The organism is Streptomyces guryensis (assembly GCF_021261325.1).
GTDB classification, from domain to species: Bacteria; Actinomycetota; Actinomycetes; order Streptomycetales; family Streptomycetaceae; genus Streptomyces; species Streptomyces guryensis.
Window position 1 is genome coordinate 45,473 of the sequence record NZ_JAJSBI010000017.1, and the last position, 20,684, is coordinate 66,156.

Sequence of the window (20,684 nt, forward strand, 5' to 3'; positions counted from 1 at the left end):
GCCGAGGCTGGCGTCCGCCGGCCTCGGGCGGACGCAGCAGACCGGTGGTCGCCTCGGTGGCTACTGACTTCCTCGGGGTGTTGTCGGCTGCTGGGTGAGGGTCAGCCTGGTGCCGGCCAGGCAGCCGTCGATGAGGTCGGGCCGGAGCTGGATATGACGTAAGCCCCAGCGGAGGGTGCGTTCGAGGTGCTCGTCGTCGGCGAAGGCGGTGTTGGCCAGCGGTCCGCGCCGTAACAGCGACCAGACACCCTCGACCGCATTCAAGTCCGGGGCATAGGAAGGCAGTTGGATGATAGTGAGCCAGTCGTGTGCGGCCGCGTACTCACGCATCCCGGCTGCCCGATGGGTGTTGAGATTGTCCCAGATCAGCACGACAGGTGCCTGGAGTTGGATGTGAGCCCGGACGGCCAGGTCACGATAGTCGCTCCAGGCGAAGGTGTCGCGTGCCTTGCCTTTGTGTTTGCGGTGGCGGCGCGGCCGGTAGATCAACCGGGAGTTCTCCCCCGGCTTGTAGCAGCACATCGCGGCGATCGACCAGCGGCGCCAGGAGCGGCCCCGCACCCGCACCACCGGCGTGTGTCCACGCCGGCCCCAGGTGCGAGCGCGGGGCGGCGTCATCGAGAACCCGGCCTCGTCCTCGAAGACGACGTACGCGCCCAGCGCCGCCGCGGTCATTCCGCCTGCGGCCACACATCCTTCTTCCACAGCCCAACCGCCTGCTCGTCGCGCTCAAGTGCCCGGCGAGCCGGCGACTGCCAGGACCAGCCGTGCCGGTGCAGCAGCCGCCACACCCCCGCCGACGAGCAATCCAGTGAGAACCTCCAGGCGATCAACGCGCTGATCCGGGCCAGGGTCCAGCGCTGGTCCTCCCAGCCATGCACGCCAGGCCCCAGCGCCAGTTCCTTCTCCAGCTCGGTGAACTGCTCATCGGACAGCTTGGGCAGTTTCGGCGGCCCGGCAGAGGCGAGCGCGCCCATCCCGCCCTCCCGCCAGGCACGACGCCAGCGCGCTCCAGCAGGGGGATGGAAGGGGCCGCGGACGACCGTGAAAACGTCGACAACCCGGCCATGCCCGCGGCCTGCGCCCACCCCGTGCCGAAGCCCAGGTCCGGGTGGTTCCTGGCGACGATGTGCGGAATGCCGTACTCGGTGCAGCGGATGACGGCGGACGGTCCGCCGTCCGAGGGCTGTGCCGGTCGGTGCTGCTGTGCCGCGGGCGGCCGGCAGAGCGGTCGCGGCGGTGAGTAACGCGCCGGTCCCGACGACCAGTCGTCTCATACGGGTGCGCATGGTGCCTCCCAACGTCATTGGGCGAAAAAGCGGTTGAGCGTGCCTGCGTGCCTGTGTCGATCGGCCGGGTGCTTGACCTCCTCCGGTGACGGAACGAGGATCATGAGTCATGACGCAGGGACATGGCAGCACGGTCGACGGGGTGCTGCGGCGCAGCGCCCGGCGCACCCCCGCGCGGGTCGCGGTCGAGCACGGCGAGCGCTCATGGACGTACGGGGAACTCGACGAGGCCGTCTCCCGCGCGGCGAGCGTGCTGCTCGGACAGGGACTCGCCCCCGGCGACCGGGTCGGCGCCTACGGCCACAACTCGGACGCCTACCTGATCGGCTTCCTCGCCTGCGCCCGCGCGGGCCTGGTCCACGTCCCGGTCAACCAGAACCTGACCGGCGACGACCTCGCCTACATCGTCGGCCAGTCCGGCAGCTCCCTGGTCCTCGCCGACCCCGACCTGGCCGGCCGACTCGCCGACGACGTCCGTACGTTGCCCCTGCGCGACGCCGAGGACTCGCTCGTGGCCCGCCTCGCTACGGCTCCCGCGTACGACGGCCCCGAGCCGCGCACCGAGGACCTGGTGCAGTTGCTCTACACCTCGGGTACGACGGCGCTGCCCAAGGGCGCGATGATGACGCACCGCGCCCTGGTCCACGAGTACCTCAGTGCGATCACCGCCCTCGACCTCAGCGCCGGCGACCGCCCGGTGCACTCCCTCCCGCTCTACCACTCCGCGCAGATGCATGTGTTCCTGCTGCCGTACCTCGCGGTCGGCGCCACGAACATCATCCTCGACGCCCCGGACGGCGACCGGCTCTTCGACCTCGTCGAAACCGGCCGCGCGGACAGCCTGTTCGCCCCGCCCACGGTGTGGATCGGCCTGTCCAACCGACCCGACTTCACCACCCGCGACCTCGGCGGACTGCGCAAGGCGTACTACGGCGCGTCGATCATGCCCGTGCCCGTCCTCGAGCGGCTGCGCGAACGACTGCCCGGGCTCGCCTTCTACAACTGCTTCGGCCAGAGCGAGATCGGCCCCCTGGCCACGGTCCTGGCCCCCGACGAGCACAAGGGCCGCATGGACTCCTGCGGCCGCCCCGTCCTCTTCGTCGACGCGCGCGTGGTCGACGAGGACGGCAAGGACGTCCCCGACGGCACACCGGGCGAAATCGTCTACAAGTCCCCGCAGTTGTGCGAGGGCTACTGGGACAAGCCCGAGGAGACGGCCGACGCCTTCCGGGACGGCTGGTTCCACTCCGGCGACCTGGCGGTGCGGGACGCCCACGGCTACTACACGATCGTCGACCGCGTGAAGGACGTCATCAACTCCGGTGGCGTACTGGTCGCTTCACGCCAGGTCGAGGACGCCCTCTACACCCACGATTCCGTCGCCGAGGTCGCCGTGATCGGCCTCCCCGACGAACGCTGGATCGAGGCGGTCACCGCGGTCGTCGTCCCGCGCGGCGAGGTCACGGAGGACCAACTGATCGCCCATGCCCGGGAGAAGCTCCCCCACTTCAAGGCCCCGAAGCGGGTGGAGTTCGTCGCGGAGCTGCCACGCAACGCGAGCGGGAAGATCCTCAAGAGGGAACTCCGGGACCGCTTCTCCGCCTAGGAGGGGCGCCCCAGAGGGGCGCGAGACCCGTATCGAGGTGCGGCTCCGCCGCGCGAGTGCGACCAGCCACGACGATGCCCCAGACGATCGACGCCGCATCGTGGCCCGCGACGGCCCTATCGGCACAACCAGCGGAGCGTCACCGCAGGTCCACGATCCGCCGAATCTTCCCCACCGACCGCTCCAGCGACTCCGGCTCGACGATCTCCACCCCGACCGACACCCCGATGCCGTCCTTCACCGCCTGCGCGATCGCCTGCACGGCAGCCTCCCGCACCTCGGGGCCCGTGTCGGGCCGGGCCTCCGCCCGCACGGTGAGGGCGTCGAGACGCCCCTCCCGGGTCAGTCGCAGCTGGAAGTGCGGCGCGACGCCGGGCGTCCTCAGCACGATCTCCTCGATCTGCGTCGGGAAGAGATTGACGCCCCGAAGGATCACCATGTCGTCGCTGCGCCCGGTGACCTTCTCCATCCGCCGGAACACCCGTGCCGTACCCGGCAGCAGACGTGTCAGGTCGCGCGTGCGGTAGCGGACGACCGGCATCGCCTCCTTGGTGAGCGAGGTGAACACCAGCTCGCCCTCCTCGCCGTCCGGCAGCACCTCACCGGTGATCGGATCGACGACCTCCGGGTAGAAGTGGTCCTCCCAGATGTGCAGTCCGTCCTTGGTCTCCACGCACTCCTGCGCCACGCCCGGGCCGATCACCTCGGACAGCCCGTATATGTCCACCGCGTCGATCGCGAACCGCCCCTCGATCTCCCGCCGCATCTGCTCGGTCCACGGCTCGGCACCGAAGATCCCCACGCGCAGGGAGGTGCCGCGCGGATCGACGCCCTGCCGCTCGAACTCGTCGAGGAGCGTCAGCATGTACGACGGCGTCACCATGATGATCTGCGGTTCGAGATCCTGGATCAGCTGGACCTGGCGGGCCGTCATGCCGCCGGAGGCCGGGATGACCGTACAGCCGAGCCGTTCCGCCCCGTAGTGCGCGCCGAGGCCCCCGGTGAACAGGCCGTAGCCATACGCCACATGCACCTTGTCGCCGGGCCGGCCGCCCGCCGCGCGGATCGAGCGGGCCACCATGTCGGCCCACAGGGAGAGGTCGTTGTCCGTGTAGCCGACGACCGTCGGGCGCCCGGTGGTGCCGCTGGAGGCGTGGATGCGGCGGATGTGGTCCTGCGGCACGGCGAACATGCCGTAGGGGTAGTTCTCGCGCAGGTCCGCCTTCGTGGTGAACGGGAAACGGGCCAGGTCGGCCAGGGACCGGCAGTCGTCCGGGTGCACGCCGGCCTTGTCGAAGGACTCCCGGTAGAAGGAGACGTGCTCGTACGCGTGCCGCAGCGAGGCCCGTAGCCGCTCCAGCTGCAGCGCCCGCAGCGCACCGGCGTCCAGCCGTTCCCCCGGGTCCAGCAGATCCGTCGCATCCACCATGGGGACGACTCCCTCGCCAACCACATCAATACGGGCGACCGATCATTCGGTCGTTCTGTTCGGGATCAGTAATTCAGGCCGCGTCGAGGCAGGCAAGAGGTCGGCCCGTGTTTTGTGGGCGCGACTGCGCGAGCTCGGCCGCGAGACCGAGCGTAGCGGGGACCTGCGGCGCTGCGACGAACGGGTGACGGCGCCGGCGGCGATCGCGGCGTTGCCGCCCGCGCGCACGTCCCAGGGCCCCTCGGAAGAGGGCTCCGACAACTCCGTTGCGGCGCAAGGTCACTGGACAGGAAGATCGGCACATGCCGACCTTCACCGCAGCCGACGGGACCGAGCTCGCCTACCACCTCCGCGGCGAAGGGGAGCCGCTCATCGTCCTGCCGGGAGGCCCGATGCAGGCATCCTCCTACCTCGCAGACCTGGGCGGGCTCGCGGCGCACCGCCGGCTGGTCCTGCTCGACCTGCGCGGCACCGGCGACTCCGCGGTCCCGGCGGATCCGGCCACCTACCGGTGCGACCGGCTCGTGGACGACGTGGAGGCGCTCCGCGTCCACCTGGGGCTGCGGCGGATGGACCTGCTCGCCCATTCGGCCGGTGGCAGTCTGGCGATGCTGTACGCCGCCGGGCACCCGGAGCGGGTGGCGCGGCTGGTCCTGGTCACCTGCACCCCCTGGGCGCTCGGGATGCGGCCCAGCCCCGAGGACCGGCTGGCCGCGGCGCGGCTGAGGAGCGGCGAACCGTGGTTCGAGGACGCCTTTCCGGCGTTCGAGAAGTGGCTGGCGGGCAAGGCCGACTTCGACCCGGCGTTCGCGCCCTTCTTCTACGGCCGCTGGGACGACGCGGCGGCTGAGCACGACGCTCGCGCCGAGTTCAACGACGATGCCGCCGACGTCTACGGCTCCGACGGCGCCTACGATCCGCCTGCGACCAGCGCCGCACTCGCCCGTGTGGCGGCACCGGTCCTCGTCCTCGCCGGCGAGCTCGACGGCGGCCCCCGCCCCGAGTCGGCACGCGCCGCCGCAGACGTGTTTCCCAACGCCGAATTCACCGTTCAGTCAGGTGCGGGGCACTATCCGTGGGTGGATGACCCCGAGTGGTTCGCCCGCCGGGTCGCCGGTTTTCTGGACCGGGGCCAGGCCTCTGCGCCGCCGGCGGAGTAGGACTCCGGCCCAGGCGGCCCCGCTCGGGTTGCGGGATGTGCCGGCTGCGGTGACATTTGAGGTGGAGTGAAGAGTGCGAGGGGCCCTGTTCTCCCCCGAGAGGACAGGGCCCCACGCGCGCCCGCTTCGATCAGCGGTGCGTGCTCGGCAGGTGCTCATAGCAGCCGGAGCGGCGGCCGCCGTCGCCCTGGAGGTTGTCCAGGAGGCTGTCGCGGGTGTCCTGGCCGACGACGCCGTCGGCGTGCAGGCCGGACTTTCCGCTGGAAGAGCCGGACAGCGCTGTAGGCGCCGGAGCCGAAGGTCCGGTCCTCGCCGATCTTTGGTGATGGGCCCGCCTGGCCCAGTCGTCGTACCCGTGCGACCGGGTCGAACTCACCCCGCCGGGCGCACCCCGCAAGGAGATCCACGTCGACACCGAAGAGGAGCGCAACGCCTGTCTGGCAACCCCGATGACGGCCCTGACACCGCCGCACGAGCCCGGCGACGCCCCGCGTGTGGCTGATCCCGCCGACGGCCGGCGCGTCTGTCTCACCGGCGGGTGAGCAGGGCCGCGGCCGGGGTCACGGCTTGTGCGCTGCTGCCGCCGCAGCGCTTCGCCGCCGCCGCAGCACGACATGACCGCCGATCAGGCTCAGCGCGAGGACGGTGAGTCCGACACCGCCCACCATCTCGAAGCCGGCCGGCCCCGTGCCACCACCGACACCTGCGTTCACCCCTCGCTGCGGAACCGGCGTGGCGGTGGCCGGGGCCGGGGTGAGTGCGGTGGGGGTGACCGTGGCCGAGGGCGAGGGCCTGTGCGGCAGGTCCTCGCAGGCGATGCCGTCGTGGTCCGCATCCAGGCGGAACGGATCGCTCGGATTGCGGTTGAGTACCGCCTGCGCGTCTTCCTGGAACGCGAAGTCGCGGCAGTCCAGGTCGGTTTGTGCATGTGCCACGACAGCCGTCGGGCCGGTGGCGACGAGGAGGGCCAGTGCTGTTGTGCTCAGCACGCGTGTACCTATGTGCATGTGGGGTCCCCTTCAGGGCCGGTGATCCGATCACCGTCACTGCGACCCTAGGGACGAGATCCCGCCCCGGCGCGCCGTGCTGAGCCGTCCGGAGGACCCCCTGCCGAACCGAACCGCACCGAACCATCGTCGGCCGGTCGGTTCACCCGCCCTGCGGGCCGTATGCCGTCAAGAAACGGTCCCGGAACTTGTTCATGGTCCATTCCGGGGCGTTGTCCGCGGGCTTGATGCCGTCCGTCCAGCCCCAGTTGGAGACACGGTCCAGCACCTTCGGGTCGCGGGCGACGATCGTGACCGGGACGTCCCGGTTGGCGGTGCCCCCGGTGACCGTCGGGACGGGCTGGTGGTCGCCGAGGAAGACGAGGACGGTGTTGTCGTCGCCGTACCGCTGCATCCACTCGGTCAGGCTGTCCAGGGAGTACTGGATCGCCTTGCGGTACTCGGTCCGCACGCGCTTCGCGCTCTTCCAGACCTCCGTGGGGTTCGTGCCCTCCTTCTTGATCTTGTAGAAGACCTTGCCGTCCCCGAGATCCTTCCAGTCGATCATGTGGGCGATCGGTGACCAGGGGTTGTGGCTGGAAGCCAGAATGATCTCCGCCATGATCGGATCGCGGTTCTTCTTGCCGTGCTCCAGCTTCTGGAAGGCCTCCAGGCTGAACTGGTCCGGCACCGGCGTCCAGCTGAAGTACGGACCCTGGTAACCCAGGTGCGTCGAGTCGTAGATGTGGTCGAGGCCGAAGTACTTGCCCTCGGGCCAGGCCTTGCGCACACCCGGGACGATGCCGACCGTGCGCCAGGCGCCGGTCTTCTGGAAGTAGCTGGTGAGGGTGGCGCGGTCACTGGTGGTCAGGGTCCGGTACCGCTGCTGGTTCTTGATCCACAGGCCGGACAGGAACGTCGAGTGGGCGAGCCAGCTGCCGGCGCCCGTCACGGGTGACCGGAGCCAGCCGCTGCGCGCCGCGAACCCGGCCGCCTTGAGCCTGGCGTCGCCCTCCTTGAGGGTCGCGTCGACCTCCGGTCCCATCGTCGGATCGTCGATCGCCACCCGGCCGTAGCTCTCGATGAAGGTGAACATGACGTCCTTGCCGCGCAGTCCGGTCAGCAGCTGGCCGGGCGGGGTCTTGGCGTAGGCGTCGACCACCATCTGCTTCTTGAAGACGTCGGCGTCACCGAGGCCGTCCCGGACGTACTGCACACGGTTGGCGAGGTACTGGGCGTAGCCCTTGGTGGCGACCGTGACACCGCCGAACTGCACACCCAGGGTGAAGCAGATGATCCACACGACGCCGAGGACCAGCGTGGAGCGTACGGCGGCGGGACGGTGCCGGGCCAGCACGTCCGCCAGCCGCACCATCGCGAGCGCACTCAACGCGAGCACGGCGATGACCAGGACGATCACGCCGACCACCGCGAGCACCTCGCCCGACCGCCCGAACGAGTCCTTCACCCAGTCCGCCCCGTCGCTCAGCAGAACCCAGTCGAAGACCAGGTCGAACGGCCGGGCCAGGGTCTGGCGGAAGCCCATGTCGAGGCACTTCAGAACGGCGGACAGCCCGACGAACGCCCCCAGCGCGACGGCAGTGATCCGCCGCCCCCTGGAGGGCAGTACGAGCAGTACGGCCGCGAGGAAGATCGCCTCGACGGGGAGACGGAGGAAGGACTGGACAGTGATCCAGTCGAGGCGGTTGGGCACCAGGAGCACGACGAACACCAGCGCGCCGGCCAGGACGGTCGTACCCACCCGCACGGCAGTCGCGGCGCGCGGGTAACGACGGCGCCAGCCGAACCAGCCCGGGCGGGCGGGGGAGTAGCCGGCGCCGGCGGGTGCCGAGGTGGAGGCCGCTGCTTCGGAGGACTCGTCGCCGGTGGAAGCCTCTCGCGGGACGACGGCCTCGGTGGGCGCCTCCCCGTCCTCCGCACCGTCGGCCGCCTCCTGCCCGGCGGAGCCACCGCCCGGCTCGTCCTTCTCTTCCTCCGTCACCGCCTTCGTCGGCGGCCCGGCCGCTTCGTCCGTCGCGGCCGTTGCCTTCGCGTCCGCCGGCTCTTCGGCCGCCGAGGCGCCCGGCTCGGTGTCCGCCACCACGGGAGCGGTCGAGGCCTCCTCGGCGGTGGTTCTGTCCGGCGCGTCCGCGTCCGCGTCCGTCTCCGGCAGTTGGCGAGGGGGCGTGAGGTGCGACACCCGTGGGTCCTTCCGTGGTGAAACCGCTGATGGCACGGCGGACCGAGCCCGCAGGGCCGAGCCGCCAACCTCGCGTACGGCCCTACGTCACCCTCCGTTCAAACAACCCGGGTCAACCGCGCGCAAAGAGTACGCCCGCGCGCCGGGCGGCCCACCTGCGGGCCCAGGCCTTCCGCCTAGCGGTCCGCGGCGACCGCCACCTCCCGGGCCCACCGGTAGTCGGCCTTGCCGCTGGGCGACCGCCGTATCGCCTCGGCGATCACCAGTTGCCGCGGGATCTTGTAACCGGCCAGATGGGTACGGCAGTAGGACTGCACGTCCTCCAGTGAAGGCCGCGGCGCGCCCCGGCGCAGTTGCACCACAGCCGCCACGTGATTGCCCCACTTGGCGTCCGGCACCCCCGCCACCAGCGCGTCGTACACGTCCGGATGGGACTTCAGGGCCTGCTCGACCTCCTCCGGATACACCTTCTCGCCCCCGGTGTTGATGCACTGCGAGCCCCGGCCGAGGACCGTGACCACGCCCTCCTCGTCCACCGTCCCCATGTCGCCGAGCAGCACCCACCGCTCGCCGTCCTTCTCGAAGAAGGTCTCGGCGGTTTTCTTCGGGTCGTTGTAGTAGCCGAGCGGCACATGGCCGCACTGCGCGACCCGGCCCACCTCACCCGCGGCGACGGGCTCGTGGGTGGCCGGATCGACCACCTGCGTACGTGAGTTGACTCGGATACGGAAGGACTGCCCGGCCCCGGAGTCGGCAGTGGCCGTCCCGTTGAAGCCGGACTCGGACGAACCGTAGTTGTTGAGCAGCATCGCGTTCGGGAGCAGCTCCTGGAACTGTCGGCGTACGGTCTCGGAGAGCACCGCCCCGGACGAGGACACGCTGAACACCGACGAGCAGTCCGTGCCCTTCATGGGCCCGGCCAGGGCGTCGATCAGCGGCCGCAGCATCGCGTCGCCGACCAGCGAGATGCTGGTGACCTTCTCCTTCTCGATCGTCCGCAGCACGTCCTCGGGCACGAACTTGCGGTGGATCACGACCCGTTGCCCGAAGTTGAAACCGATGAACGAGGTGAGCGTCGAGGTGCCGTGCATCAGCGGGGGAGTGGGGAAGAAGGTGATCCCGGAGCCGCCGGCCGCGACCCGCTCGGCGAGTTCCTGCGGCTTCCTGACGGGCTCGCCGGTCGGCGCGCCCCCACCGAGACCGGAGAAGAAGAGGTCCTCCTGACGCCACATCACGCCCTTGGGCATGCCTGTGGTGCCCCCGGTGTAGATGATGAACTGGTCGTCGCCCGAGCGCGCCGGGAAGCCCCGCTCCGCCGACCCGCCCGCCTCGGCCTCGGCGAACGACACGGCCGCGCCCCCGTCCCGGCCGCCGCCCACCCGCACCAGATGCCGCAGCTTCGGGCACTGCGGCAGCGCCGCCGCCACCCGCCCGTCGAACTCTGCGTCGAAGACCAGCGCCACCAGATCGGCGTCCCGGTACAGATACACCAACTCGTCTTCCACGTAACGGTAGTTGACGTTGACCGGGACGATCCGCGCCTTCAGGCACCCGAACACCGTCTGCAGATACTCGATGCCGTTGTAGAGGTGCAGCCCGAGGTGTTCGCCGGGGCGGATCCCGGCGTCGATCAGATGGTGGGCGACGCGGTTCGCCGCCGCGTCCAGCTCCGCATACGTCAGCCGGCGCTCCGCGCCCGTGCCCGGGTGGTCGACGTACACCAGGGCCTCGCGGTCCGGCACCACGTCGACGATCGACTCGAACAGGTCGGCAAGGTTGTACTCCACCGCTCCTCCTGACCCCGGGGCGTGTCTGGCAGTTGCCGGTTCGCCGGTCATCAGAGCAAAGGGGGCGGTAACTGTGAAGGGTCCGCGCGAAGAAATCTGACTGTCTGTCAGAAAACCCTTGAAGTGGCTCCCCGCCTACTGCAACCTGTTCTCGTTCTTTGAGAGGGGAGATGGGTGATGGGTGGGACCGAACACCTCACGGTGCGGCGCGAAGGCGCCACACTGGTGCTCACGCTCAACAGGCCGGACGCCAAGAACGCGCTCTCGCTGTCGATGCTCGTCGGCCTCTACGACGGCTGGATCGAGGCAGACGAGGACGACGCGGTCCGCTCCATCGTGCTGACCGGTGCGGGCGGCGCGTTCTGTGCCGGGATGGACCTCAAGGCGCTCGCCGGCAAGGGCATGGAGGGAGAGCACCACCGGGACCGCCTCAAGGCCGACCCGGACCTGCACTGGAAGGCGATGCTGCGCCACCACCGTCCCCGCAAACCGGTGATCGCCGCCGTCGAGGGCTACTGCGTGGCGGGCGGCACCGAGATCCTCCAGGGCACCGACATCCGTGTCGCGGGCGAGTCGGCGACCTTCGGGCTCTTCGAGGTCCGGCGCGGACTGTTCCCGATCGGCGGCTCGACGGTCCGGCTACAGCGCCAGATCCCGCGCACCCACGCCCTGGAGATGCTGCTCACGGGGCGCCCCTACACCGCCCGGGAGGCCGCCGACATCGGCCTGATCGGCCATGTCGTGCCCGACGGCAGTGCTCTTGCCAAGGCCCTGGAGATCGCCGAACAGATCAATGCCTGTGGGCCGTTGGCAGTGGAGGCCGTGAAGACGTCCGTCTACGAGACCGCCGAGATGACGGAGACGGACGGCCTTGCCTCCGAACTGAAGCGGGGGTGGCCGGTCTTCGACACGGCCGACGCGAAGGAGGGGGCTCGCGCCTTCGCGGAGAAGCGGCCGCCTGTTTACAGGCGCGCGTAGCGCTGCGCCGGCCGGGCCGGCTTCGCAGGGTGCGGTCGAGTGTGGCTGGTCGCGCAGTTCACCGCGCCCCTTTTGGGGGCGCGTCCTCACCGTCGTCGTCTCAAGGAGGTAGCCCCGGTGGCCGAGATCCTCAAGGCTCCCCTCGCCGTTGAATTCCCCTTCACCCGATCCCTCGGGCCTGTCCAGAGTGCCTTTCTGACCGGCCTGCGTGAGCGTGTCGTCCTCGGGGTGCGGACCGGTGACGGGCGTGTTCTCGTCCCTCCCGTCGAGTACGACCCCGTCACCGCCGAGGAGATCCGCGACCTCGTCGAAGTCGCCGCCACCGGCACGGTCACCACCTGGGCCTGGAACCACGAACCCCGGCGCGGACAGCCGCTCGACACCCCCTTCGCGTGGGTCCTGGTCCGCCTCGACGGCGCCGACACCGGCCTCCTGCACGCCCTCGACGTCCCCGGCCCCGGCGCCGTACACACGGGCATGCGGGTCCGGATCCGCTGGGCCGAGGAGCGCTCCGGCGCCATCACCGACATCGCCTGCTTCGAGCCGTACGACGGCGGACCGGCCCAAGCCACCGGCCACACCGGTGAGTTCGAGGACGCGATCACCGGAATCGTGGCGCCCGCCCGCCTCGACTACACCTACTCTCCCGGCCGCGCCCAGACCGCCTACATCCACGCCCTCTCCGAGCGGCGGACGGTCGGCGAACGCTGCCCCTCCTGCCGCAAGGTGTACGTGCCGCCCAGGGGTGCCTGCCCCACCTGCGGCGTCGCCACCGCGGAGCAGGTCGAGGTGGGGCCGCGCGGCACGGTCACCACCTTCTGCATCGTCAACATCAAGGCGAAGAACCTCGACATCGAAGTCCCGTACGTCTACGCCCACATCGCCCTCGACGGCGCCGGCCTCGCGCTGCACGGCCGGATCGGCGGCATCCCCTACGACCAGGTGCGCATGGGGCTGCGCGTCGTACCGGTGTGGACCGAAGGGGCCCGCTATCCGGACCACTACCGGCCGACCGGCGAGCCCGACGCGGAGTACGAGACCTACAAGGAGCTGCTGTGATGCGTGACATAGCACTGGTCGCCTTCGCCCAGACCGACCACCGCCGCACCAGCGACGACCTCTCCGAGGTCGAGATGCTCATGCCGGTCCTGCACGACGTCCTCGACCAGACCGGGCTGAAAACCGCCGACATCGGCTTCACCTGCTCCGGCTCCAGCGACTACCTCGCCGGCCGCGCCTTCTCCTTCACCCTCGCCCTCGACGGCGTCGGCGCCTGGCCGCCGATCTCCGAGTCGCACGTGGAGATGGACGGCGCCTGGGCGTTGTACGAGGCATGGACCAAGCTGCTGACGGGCGATGCCGACACGGCGCTCGTCTACTCGTACGGCAAGTCCTCACCCGGCTCCGTTCGCGACGTCCTGACCCGGCAGCTCGACCCGTACTACGTGGCGCCCCTGTGGCCCGACTCCGTCGCCCTGGCCGCCCTGCAGGCGCAGGCCCTCATCGACGCGGGCGACACCGACGAGCCCGCGCTCGCCGCCGTCGCCGCCCGCAGTCGTGCGGACGCAGTGGCCAACTCCCATGCCCAGCTGCGGGGTTCGGTGCCCCAGGGGGACTATCTCGTACGGCCCCTGCGCACCGGCGACTGCCCGCCCATCGGCGACGGAGCGGCCGCCGTGATCCTCGCGGCGGGGGAGCGGGCCCGGGAACTGTGCCGACGGCCAGCCTGGATCCGCGGCATCGACCACCGCATCGAAGCGCACGGCCTCGGCGTCCGCGACCTGACCGACTCGCCCTCCACCCGCCTGGCCGCCGAGAAGGCCGGCGCCTTCGAACGGCCCGTCGACACCGCCGAGTTGCACGCACCCTTCACCTCGCAGGAGGTCGTGCTGCGCAAGGCGCTGCGGCTCGGCGACGAGGTGCGGGTCAACCCGTCCGGCGGCGCCCTCGCCGCCAACCCGATCATGGCCGCCGGGCTCATCCGCATCGGTGAGGCCGCAGCCGGCATCCACCGGGGGGAGTCCGACCGGGCGCTCGCCCACGCCACCTCCGGGCCCTGTCTGCAACAGAACCTGGTCGCCGTACTCGAAGGGGATCCGCGATGAGCAAGGAGCCCGTGGCCGTCGTAGGCGTCGGCCAGACCAAGCATGTGGCGGCGAGGCGGGACGTGTCGATCGCGGGACTTGTGCGCGAGGCCGCCCAACGCGCGCTTGACGACGCCGAGTTGACCTGGGCAGACATCGACGCCGTCGTCATCGGCAAGGCACCCGACTTCTTCGAGGGCGTGATGATGCCCGAGCTGTACCTCGCCGACGCGCTCGGCGCGGTGGGCAAACCGATGCTGCGGGTGCACACCGCCGGTTCCGTCGGCGGCTCGACCGCGCTCGTCGCCGCCAATCTGGTCGCGGCGCGCGTCCACGGCACCGTGCTGACCCTGGCGTTCGAGAAGCAGTCCGAGTCCAACGCCATGTGGGGCCTGTCCCTGCCGATCCCCTTCCAGCAGCCGCTGCTCGCCGGGGCCGGCGGCTTCTTCGCCCCGCACGTGCGCGCGTACATGCGGCGCACCGGGGCGCCCGACACGGTCGGCTCCCTGGTGGCCTACAAGGACCGGCGCAACGCGCTGAAGAACCCGTACGCCCACCTGCACGAGCACGACATCACCCTGGAGAAGGTCCAGGCGTCGCCCATGCTGTGGGACCCGATCCGCTACTCCGAGACCTGTCCGTCCTCCGACGGCGCCTGCGCCATGGTGCTGACGGACCGGGCGGGTGCGGCACGCGCGCCCCGGCCGCCCGCTTGGATGCTGGGCGGCGCCATGCGCAGCGAGCCCACCCTCTTCGCCGGCAAGGACGCCGTGTCGCCGCAGGCCGGCAAGGACTGTGCCGCCGACGTGTACCGGCAGGCGGGCATCGCCGATCCGCGCCGCGACATCGACGCGGTCGAGATGTACGTGCCCTTCTCCTGGTACGAGCCCATGTGGCTGGAGAACCTCGGCTTCGCCGACGAGGGCGAGGGCTGGAAACTCACCGAATCCGGGGTGACCGAGCTCGGCGGGGACCTGCCCGTCAACATGTCGGGCGGCGTCCTGTCGACCAATCCCATCGGAGCCTCCGGCATGATCCGCTTCGCGGAGGCGGCGCTGCAGGTACGCGGACAGGCCGGAGAACACCAGGTGGAGGGGGCAAGGCGGGTCCTCGGGCACGCCTACGGCGGCGGATCCCAGTTCTTCTCCATGTGGCTCGTGGGAAGCGAACCTCCGCAGTCGTAAAAGACTCCGGAAAGGTCCTCCTCACGTGGCCTGTCGGCATCAGAAACCGGTCGCTAGGCTGGCCGCGGACGACGAGTCGGGAGGAGCACGGACGTGGCCGAGAGCACCATCCAGCAGCACCCGCTTGCGGGCTGGGACAAGCCTGAGCTGGACCTCAGCACCGCCGATTGGCACTCGAGCAGCCGTGGCCTGGGGGATGTCCAGATCGCCTTTGTCGAGGGATTCATCGCGATGCGCAACAGCGGCCGCGCGGAAAGCCCTTCCCTGATCTTCACGCCCGCGGAATGGGGCGCGTTCGTGTCGGGGGCGCGGGAAGGAGAGTTCGACCTGACGTGACCCGGCGGCCGTGCGGCTGAGCCGACGGGCCGATCCGGGGGTGTTCCACCCGTCTTTCCGGACACGCGACCTTGAGCGCCCTTCCGGGGCCGATGCCTGAGCGAGGCTGGCTCCGGGAAGGGAAGGTCGTCTCCCGGAGGTGAGGAACGCCATGAGCAGCACCCTGCCGGTTGTCGCGGCGGTCGACGGTTCGGACGACAGCCTGCGCGCCCTGGACTGGGCCCTCGACGACGCCTGCAGACGCGGGGTGCCGCTGCGGGTGGTCCATGTCCGGCAGTACGCCCTCTGGGCGCGGCCCGACGTCCTTGCCGCCGGGCCGCCGGAGCCCGGTGACGATCCGGTGCTCGGCGAGGTGCGCGCGTATCTGAAGGGGCGGGCCGACCCACCGGTCGTGGAGTACCACGGGTTGGAGGGGGTTCCGGGCGCGCTGCTGCCCGAACTGGGCTCCGGCGCCCAGCTGCTGGTACTCGGCTCCCGAGGGCGCGGCGGCTTCGCCGGTCTGCTGCTCGGCTCCAACGGCATGGCCGCGGCCCGCGACGCCGAGTGCCCCGTCGTCGTGGTGCCCCGGCCCGGACGTGAGGTGCACGCGGAGGTACCGGTCGAGCCCGGCCCGCGTGTGGTCGTCGGCCTGCAGGTGGACGGCCCCGACGAGGCGACCCTCGCCTTCGCCTTCACCGAGGCGGGACTCCGCGGCGCCCGTCTCCACGTGGTCGCCGCCTACATGTGGCCCGTGCAGACCTGGGCCGCCCCCGGTGAACTCGTCCCGCCGATGGTCGACCAGAACGCCGTCGAGAACCAGACGTCCACCCTCGCCGAGGGTTTCCTCGCACCGCACCGTTCGAGACACCCCGACGTGCCCGTCGACACATACGCGATGCCGGGTGACGCGGCAGGCCAGCTGGTCGCGGCCTCCCACCGCGCCGGCCTGGTCGTCGTGGGCCGCCACCGCCGCCGCCTGCTGGCCCCCACCCGCATGATGGGGTCGGTCGCCCACGCCGTCCTGCTGCACGCGGCGGCCCCGGTGGCTGTGGTCCCGCCGACCACGGGGGAGGAGTGAGGGCCCAGGGGCGCCGGGCTCGTCCCGCGGCGGGGCGCGTGCGGGGTGCTGTGCGGTGCCCACACCAGCCGTGGTGAGGCCCGTCGGCGGGGCGCCGGAGCACGATGCCCGTGCGAGCCACCGGGACAGGGCCGGGCGGCAGCTGCGCAGGCAGGGAGGGATGGACTTGCCGGTGCTGTGTTCGTCCAGCGGTGTGGTGCGCTCGCAGTGTTTCGCAGTGCGGCCAGGTCCCCGCCAGGTGCGGTGAGGCCGGGTGGCGGAGCACGATGCCTGTGCTAATGGGAAGCGGCGAACCTATCATTAGTCGCATGCAGGAATCGCTCACGAGGGACGCCCGCCTCGCTCTCGATCTCGCCCTCACCATCCGTCACGACGGACACGGCGGCGTCGCCGACGACCTGGCGGATCCCGCGGGGCTCACCGCCTGGGTCCGCGCCCACCCCGACGCCGTGCCGGAAGCCGCCGCCTTCGTCGCCGACGACGCGAGCCTCACCGCCGTACGCGACCTGCGCGCAGCCGTCCGTGCGCTCTTCGCCCATGCCGTACGCCCCGGCGAACCCAGCCGCGCCGACGCGGCCCGCCTGCTGCCCGTACCCGACGCCGTCGCCCGCCTCAACGCCGCGGCCGCCCGCACCCCGACCATCCCCGTGCTGCACTGGCCCGAGGGCGCCGAACCCGCCGTACGCAGAAACGCGGTCGACGGCGCGCACGAACTCACCGCGGCCCTCGCGCACGCCGCCATGGCGTTCCTCGCCGGCCCCGACCGGCAGCGGCTGCGCGCCTGCCACGCACCCCGCTGTGTGCGCTACTTCCTCAAGGAGCACCCGCGCCAGGAGTGGTGCAAGCCCTCCTGCGGCAACCGCGCACGGGTCGCCCGGCACCACGACCGGCACAGGACCGTCCAGGCGTGACGGCTCAGCCGACCTGGATGTGCTTGTTCATCCCGAGCTGCTTGTGGCCGTCGATCGGGCAGTACATGTCGTACGCGCCCTTCTTGAAGGTCACCGTCAGTGTCGCCTGCTGACCGCTCGGGATGTTCTTGGTCTTGGCGTCCTCCACGCCAGGGCCGTCGACGGACAGGGCGTGCGTGACCTTGCCGGCGTTGTCGGCGACGAAGGTGTAGGTGCCCGGTGCGAAGGACGACCGGGACACTTTCAGCCCGTACTCGGTCTCGGTGACCGTCACCTTGGTCCCCGAGCCGGCCTTGCTCGCGTCGGAGGAGGCGCCGGAGGAGGCCGAGCTGCCGCCTCCGCCTCCGCTGGAGCAGGCGGCCAGGACGAGGGCGGCGGCGAAGGCCGACGCCGTGACCCCGAGTGCCGTACCTGTCGTACGGGCCTTGCGTGCCGTGAGTGCCATGTGGCTCATCCCCTTCCGGGTCTGCCCGCCACCCGTCGGGCTTGTCCGCGTCTGCCACGGGAGACCCTCTATGGGGGATACGGATGGGGATGCCCCGGTGTTCAGGGCGATTCCACCGCGATGGCGAACAGCTCCTGAAGCGGTTCGGTCAGTACTTCGCAGACCGGGTCGCGCGACCCCCGCGAGGCGTACGCTGAGGTGCCTGTAGGTCACGGTGCGCGCCCGCTCCCCGCGCGGGCGCACCACCGTGGCGGGGGGTAGGCCATGGGGCAGAGCAGCCGCACGATCTTCGAGCGCGAGAGCGAACTCGCCACAGTGGACGAGGCGTTGGGAGAGCTCACCGGGCTGCGCAGGGACGGCGCCGAACCCTCCGACCGCCCCCGCGGCGCCCTGCTCGCCTTCGCCGGGCGCGCCGGCATCGGCAAGACCACCCTCCTCGCCGAGGTACGCCGGCGCGCCGCCACCCGGGGCTGCACCGTACTGTCCGCCCGCGGCGGCGAACAGGAGCAGCGCGTCGCCTTCCACGTGGCCCGCCAGCTGCTGCAACCCCAACTGGCCGGCTCCGCGGAGACCGATCTGCGGGCCTCGCTGGGCAGTTGGTACGACATCGTCGGCCCCGCCCTCGGCCTGTGCGCCCCGACCGACGGCGCCCCGCCCGACCAGCAGGGACTGCGCGACGGTCTCGACTGGGTGCTCACCCATCTCGCCGTGCTGCGCGCCCCGATGGTCCTCGTCCTCGACGACGCCCACTGGGCCGACCCCGAATCCCTGAGCTGGCTCGCCGCGTTCGCACCCCGCGCCGAACAGCTCCCGCTGCTGGTCGTCGTCGCCTACCGGCCCGACGAACTCCCGGACCACGCCGAGTCGTTCAGGGGATTGCCCGGGCGCGCGGGCGGACGCCCCCTCGACCTGGAACCGCTGAGTGCCGCCGCCGTCGCCGGCCTCGCACGGGAGACGCTCGGTGCGCACGCCGACGACGCGTTCTGCCGGGAGTGCTGGGCCGTCACCGCCGGCAACCCGTTCGAGACGGTCGAGCTCATCGCCAAGGTGCGCGACCGCGGCCTCACCCCGACCGAGACCGGCGCCCATCTGCTGCGCGACCTCGCCGCCGCCGTCAAGGGCAGCGGCCTCGTCGCCCGCCTCGAACGCCTCGGCACCTCCACCGTGCGCTTCGCCTGGGCCTGCGCCGTCCTCGGCACCGAGATCCATCCGCTGCTCGCCGCAGCCGTCGCGGGGCTCGGCCACGAGGAGGCCGCCGACGCCGCCGACGCCCTGCGCGGCGCCCGCATCCTCACCGGCGCCGACACCCTCGAGTTCGTCCACCCGCTGATCGCCACCGCCGTCTACCGTGCCATCCCGCCCGGCATCCGCGTCGCCCTGCACGGCCAGGCCGCCTGGTGCGTGATCAACGACGGGCACGGCCCCTCCGCCGCCGCCCGCCACCTCCTGGAGACCCACCCGGACGGCGACAACTGGGTCGTACAGCAGTTGCGCGCCGCAGCCGAGGAAACCCTCCGGGCCGGCGCCCCCGATGCCGCCCGCAGCTACCTCGCCCGCGCCCTGCGCGAACCCCCGCCCTACGAGGACCGCGCCGCCGTCCTGTACGAACTCGGCTCCGCCTCCCTGCTCACCGAACCCGCCACCACCGTCAACCACCTGCGCGCCGCCCTGGAAGAACCCATTGCCGACGCCCACCTGCGCCAGCACATCGTCTACCGGCTCTCCCAGGTCCTCGCCCACAGCGACCGCCTCGCCGAGGCCTCCGACACCCTCGCCCGCGAGATCCGCGTCACCGACGACGCCCGCGTCAAGCTGCGCATGGTCGCCGAACAGTTCATGTGGGACGCCTTCCGTGCCGACGAACCCGACCACCCCTCCCGCTCCCGCCGCCTCACCAGGCTCGCCGACCGCCTCAGCGGACGCGACCTCACCGAGCGCTACATCATCGGCCTGCGCACCTGGGACGCGGTCCTGCGCGGCGAACCGGCCCACGTCGCCCTCCACCACGCCGAACGCGCCCTGGCCGGCGGCCTCGGCTGGGCCGAACCCGACCGCGGCTTCGAGGTGCCCGTCCTGGTAGCGCTCGCCTTCATGTACGCCGACCGGCCGGGGCGGACGGAGGAACTGTTCGCGGCCGGCATCGCCGACTTCGAACGCCAGGGCTGGCGCGGCGCCCACCTCTCCTTCGCCTACACGCTGCTCGCCTACGTCCGCTACCGCCGCGGCAGGCTCTCCGAGGCCCAGGACTTCGTCATGGCGGGACTGCGGCTCGCCGAGCGTGTGGGCCCCGGCACCCCCGCACACTGGTACGCCGTGGGCATCCTGATCGAGGTCCTCCTCGCCCGCGGCCGCATCACCGAGGCCGCGCAGGTCGCCGAGGACTACTCCTTCGGGGCACCCTTCCCGGCCGCCGTCGTCTTCCCCGACGCCCAGACCGTGCACGGCGAACTCCTGCTCGCCCGCGGCCGCACCAAGGAGGCGGCCGAGGAGCTGGCCGCCGCCGGCCGCCGCCTGGAACCGCGCGGCATGCGCAACCCCGCCTGGTGCCCCTGGCAGCTCCACCTCGCCCGCGCCGAGAGCCACGACACCCCCGGACGCGCCGTCGCCACCGCGCTCGAAGCGGTCGCCCGCGCCCGCCAGTTCGGAACCCCGTCCGCCATCGGCCAGGCCCTGCGCACAGCCGCCGAGGTCTCCTCGGGATCGGCCCGCATCAAATACCTGGAGGAGTCCGTCGCCCACCTGGAGCGCTCCCCGGCCGCCTACGAACTCGCCTGCGCCCTCGTATCCCTGGGCACCGAACTCCGCCGCACGGGCCGACCCCGGGACGCCGCCGAACACCTCTACCGCGGCCTCGACGCCGCCGTCCAGTGCAGCGCCGACGGCCTTGCCGAAACAGCCCGAGACGAACTGGCCGCAGCAGGCCTCCGCCCCCGCCGCCTCCACAGCACCGAGACGGACACCTTGACGTCCCGAGAACGCACGGTTGCGACCCTGGCCGCCGAGGGCCGCACCGAGCCGGAGATAGCCAGGGAACTGCACATGGAGGAGCCAACCGTCGTACGCCTCCTCTCCGCGGTCTACCGAAAGATGGGCACGGAGATCACCGGCCTGGCGTCCACATTGAAGCCAACGTGACACATGCCGTCCCAGGGGGGCGGGGAACTGCGCGACCAGCCCCACAACCCGCACCCGGACAACGGACGCTCCCCACGTGACCTCCCGCACATCGCCG

Annotated in this window: 16 protein-coding genes and 1 pseudogene; 10 read left to right on the forward strand and 7 right to left on the reverse strand. The window is 71.4% G+C overall.

The features are described 5' to 3' along the window. Window positions 1-60: 60 nt before the first annotated feature. Window positions 61-1,007, reverse strand: a pseudogene (locus LJ657_RS49380) (IS630 family transposase); the annotation flags it as partial. 391 nt (window positions 1,008-1,398) lie between these two features. Between LJ657_RS49380 and LJ657_RS29455 the strand changes: the two are divergent. Next, window positions 1,399-2,895: an acyl-CoA synthetase gene (locus LJ657_RS29455; RefSeq protein WP_232651867.1), complete on the forward strand. Its 1,497-nt coding sequence runs from the start codon at window positions 1,399-1,401 to the stop codon at window positions 2,893-2,895. A 139-nt stretch (window positions 2,896-3,034) separates the two neighbouring features. Here the strand turns inward: LJ657_RS29455 and paaK are convergent, their stop codons facing one another. Beyond that, the gene (gene paaK / locus LJ657_RS29460; RefSeq protein WP_232651868.1) at window positions 3,035-4,324 is read right to left on the reverse strand and encodes a phenylacetate--CoA ligase PaaK; all 1,290 of its coding nucleotides are present in this window, start codon (window positions 4,322-4,324) and stop codon (window positions 3,035-3,037) included. A 302-nt stretch (window positions 4,325-4,626) separates the two neighbouring features. Between paaK and LJ657_RS29465 the strand changes: the two genes are divergently transcribed. Next, window positions 4,627-5,484 carry an alpha/beta fold hydrolase gene (locus tag LJ657_RS29465; protein WP_232651869.1) on the forward strand — a complete coding sequence of 286 codons (858 nt, stop codon included), beginning with the start codon at window positions 4,627-4,629 and terminating at the stop codon, window positions 5,482-5,484. Between the two features lie 130 nt (window positions 5,485-5,614). Here LJ657_RS29465 and LJ657_RS29470 read toward each other — a convergent pair whose 3' ends face one another. The 4 genes from LJ657_RS29470 to LJ657_RS29485 form a co-directional block, all read right to left on the reverse strand. Further along, window positions 5,615-5,860: a hypothetical protein gene (locus tag LJ657_RS29470; RefSeq protein WP_232651870.1), complete on the reverse strand. Its 246-nt coding sequence runs from the start codon at window positions 5,858-5,860 to the stop codon at window positions 5,615-5,617. Between the two features lie 184 nt (window positions 5,861-6,044). Beyond that, window positions 6,045-6,491 carry an excalibur calcium-binding domain-containing protein gene (locus tag LJ657_RS29475; protein ID WP_232651871.1) on the reverse strand — a complete coding sequence of 149 codons (447 nt, stop codon included), beginning with the start codon at window positions 6,489-6,491 and terminating at the stop codon, window positions 6,045-6,047. A gap of 142 nt (window positions 6,492-6,633) precedes the next feature. Continuing rightward, on the reverse strand, window positions 6,634-8,670 hold the full coding sequence (locus LJ657_RS29480; RefSeq protein WP_232651872.1) for a sulfatase: 2,037 nt from the start codon (window positions 8,668-8,670) through the stop codon (window positions 6,634-6,636). Between the two features lie 176 nt (window positions 8,671-8,846). Continuing rightward, window positions 8,847-10,457, reverse strand: a complete 1,611-nt coding sequence (locus LJ657_RS29485) for an acyl-CoA synthetase (RefSeq protein WP_232651873.1) — start codon at window positions 10,455-10,457, stop codon at window positions 8,847-8,849. 177 nt (window positions 10,458-10,634) lie between these two features. Between LJ657_RS29485 and LJ657_RS29490 the strand changes: the two genes are divergently transcribed. The 7 genes from LJ657_RS29490 to LJ657_RS29520 all read left to right on the forward strand — a co-directional run bounded on the left by LJ657_RS29490 (window position 10,635) and on the right by LJ657_RS29520 (window position 17,007). Further along, complete coding sequence (locus tag LJ657_RS29490) at window positions 10,635-11,435, forward strand: crotonase/enoyl-CoA hydratase family protein (RefSeq protein ID WP_232651874.1); 801 nt, start codon at window positions 10,635-10,637, stop codon at window positions 11,433-11,435. Between the two features lie 117 nt (window positions 11,436-11,552). Beyond that, complete coding sequence (locus LJ657_RS29495) at window positions 11,553-12,494, forward strand: Zn-ribbon domain-containing OB-fold protein (RefSeq protein WP_232651875.1); 942 nt, start codon at window positions 11,553-11,555, stop codon at window positions 12,492-12,494. Further along, a complete protein-coding gene (locus LJ657_RS29500) occupies window positions 12,494-13,540 on the forward strand; it encodes a thiolase family protein (protein ID WP_232651876.1) in 1,047 nt (348 codons plus the stop codon). Before LJ657_RS29495 ends, LJ657_RS29500 begins: the two co-directional genes overlap by 1 nt. After that, the gene (locus LJ657_RS29505) at window positions 13,537-14,703 is read left to right on the forward strand and encodes a thiolase family protein (RefSeq protein ID WP_232651877.1); all 1,167 of its coding nucleotides are present in this window, start codon (window positions 13,537-13,539) and stop codon (window positions 14,701-14,703) included. Before LJ657_RS29500 ends, LJ657_RS29505 begins: the two co-directional genes overlap by 4 nt. A gap of 93 nt (window positions 14,704-14,796) precedes the next feature. After that, window positions 14,797-15,039 (forward strand): DUF397 domain-containing protein, encoded by a 243-nt coding sequence (locus LJ657_RS29510; RefSeq protein ID WP_232651878.1) that lies wholly within the window; start codon window positions 14,797-14,799, stop codon window positions 15,037-15,039. A 151-nt stretch (window positions 15,040-15,190) separates the two neighbouring features. After that, window positions 15,191-16,096: a universal stress protein gene (locus tag LJ657_RS29515; protein ID WP_232651879.1), complete on the forward strand. Its 906-nt coding sequence runs from the start codon at window positions 15,191-15,193 to the stop codon at window positions 16,094-16,096. A 308-nt stretch (window positions 16,097-16,404) separates the two neighbouring features. Further along, entirely contained in the window at window positions 16,405-17,007 is a 603-nt protein-coding gene (locus tag LJ657_RS29520; RefSeq protein WP_232651880.1) for a CGNR zinc finger domain-containing protein, read from the forward strand. A gap of 4 nt (window positions 17,008-17,011) precedes the next feature. Here the strand turns inward: LJ657_RS29520 and LJ657_RS29525 are convergent, their stop codons facing one another. After that, entirely contained in the window at window positions 17,012-17,452 is a 441-nt protein-coding gene (locus LJ657_RS29525; RefSeq protein WP_232651881.1) for a copper-binding protein, read from the reverse strand. A gap of 264 nt (window positions 17,453-17,716) precedes the next feature. Here LJ657_RS29525 and LJ657_RS29530 point away from each other — a divergent pair, with 264 nt between their 5' ends. Beyond that, complete coding sequence (locus LJ657_RS29530) at window positions 17,717-20,587, forward strand: ATP-binding protein (RefSeq protein WP_232651882.1); 2,871 nt, start codon at window positions 17,717-17,719, stop codon at window positions 20,585-20,587. The last annotated feature ends 97 nt before the right edge of the window (window positions 20,588-20,684 follow it).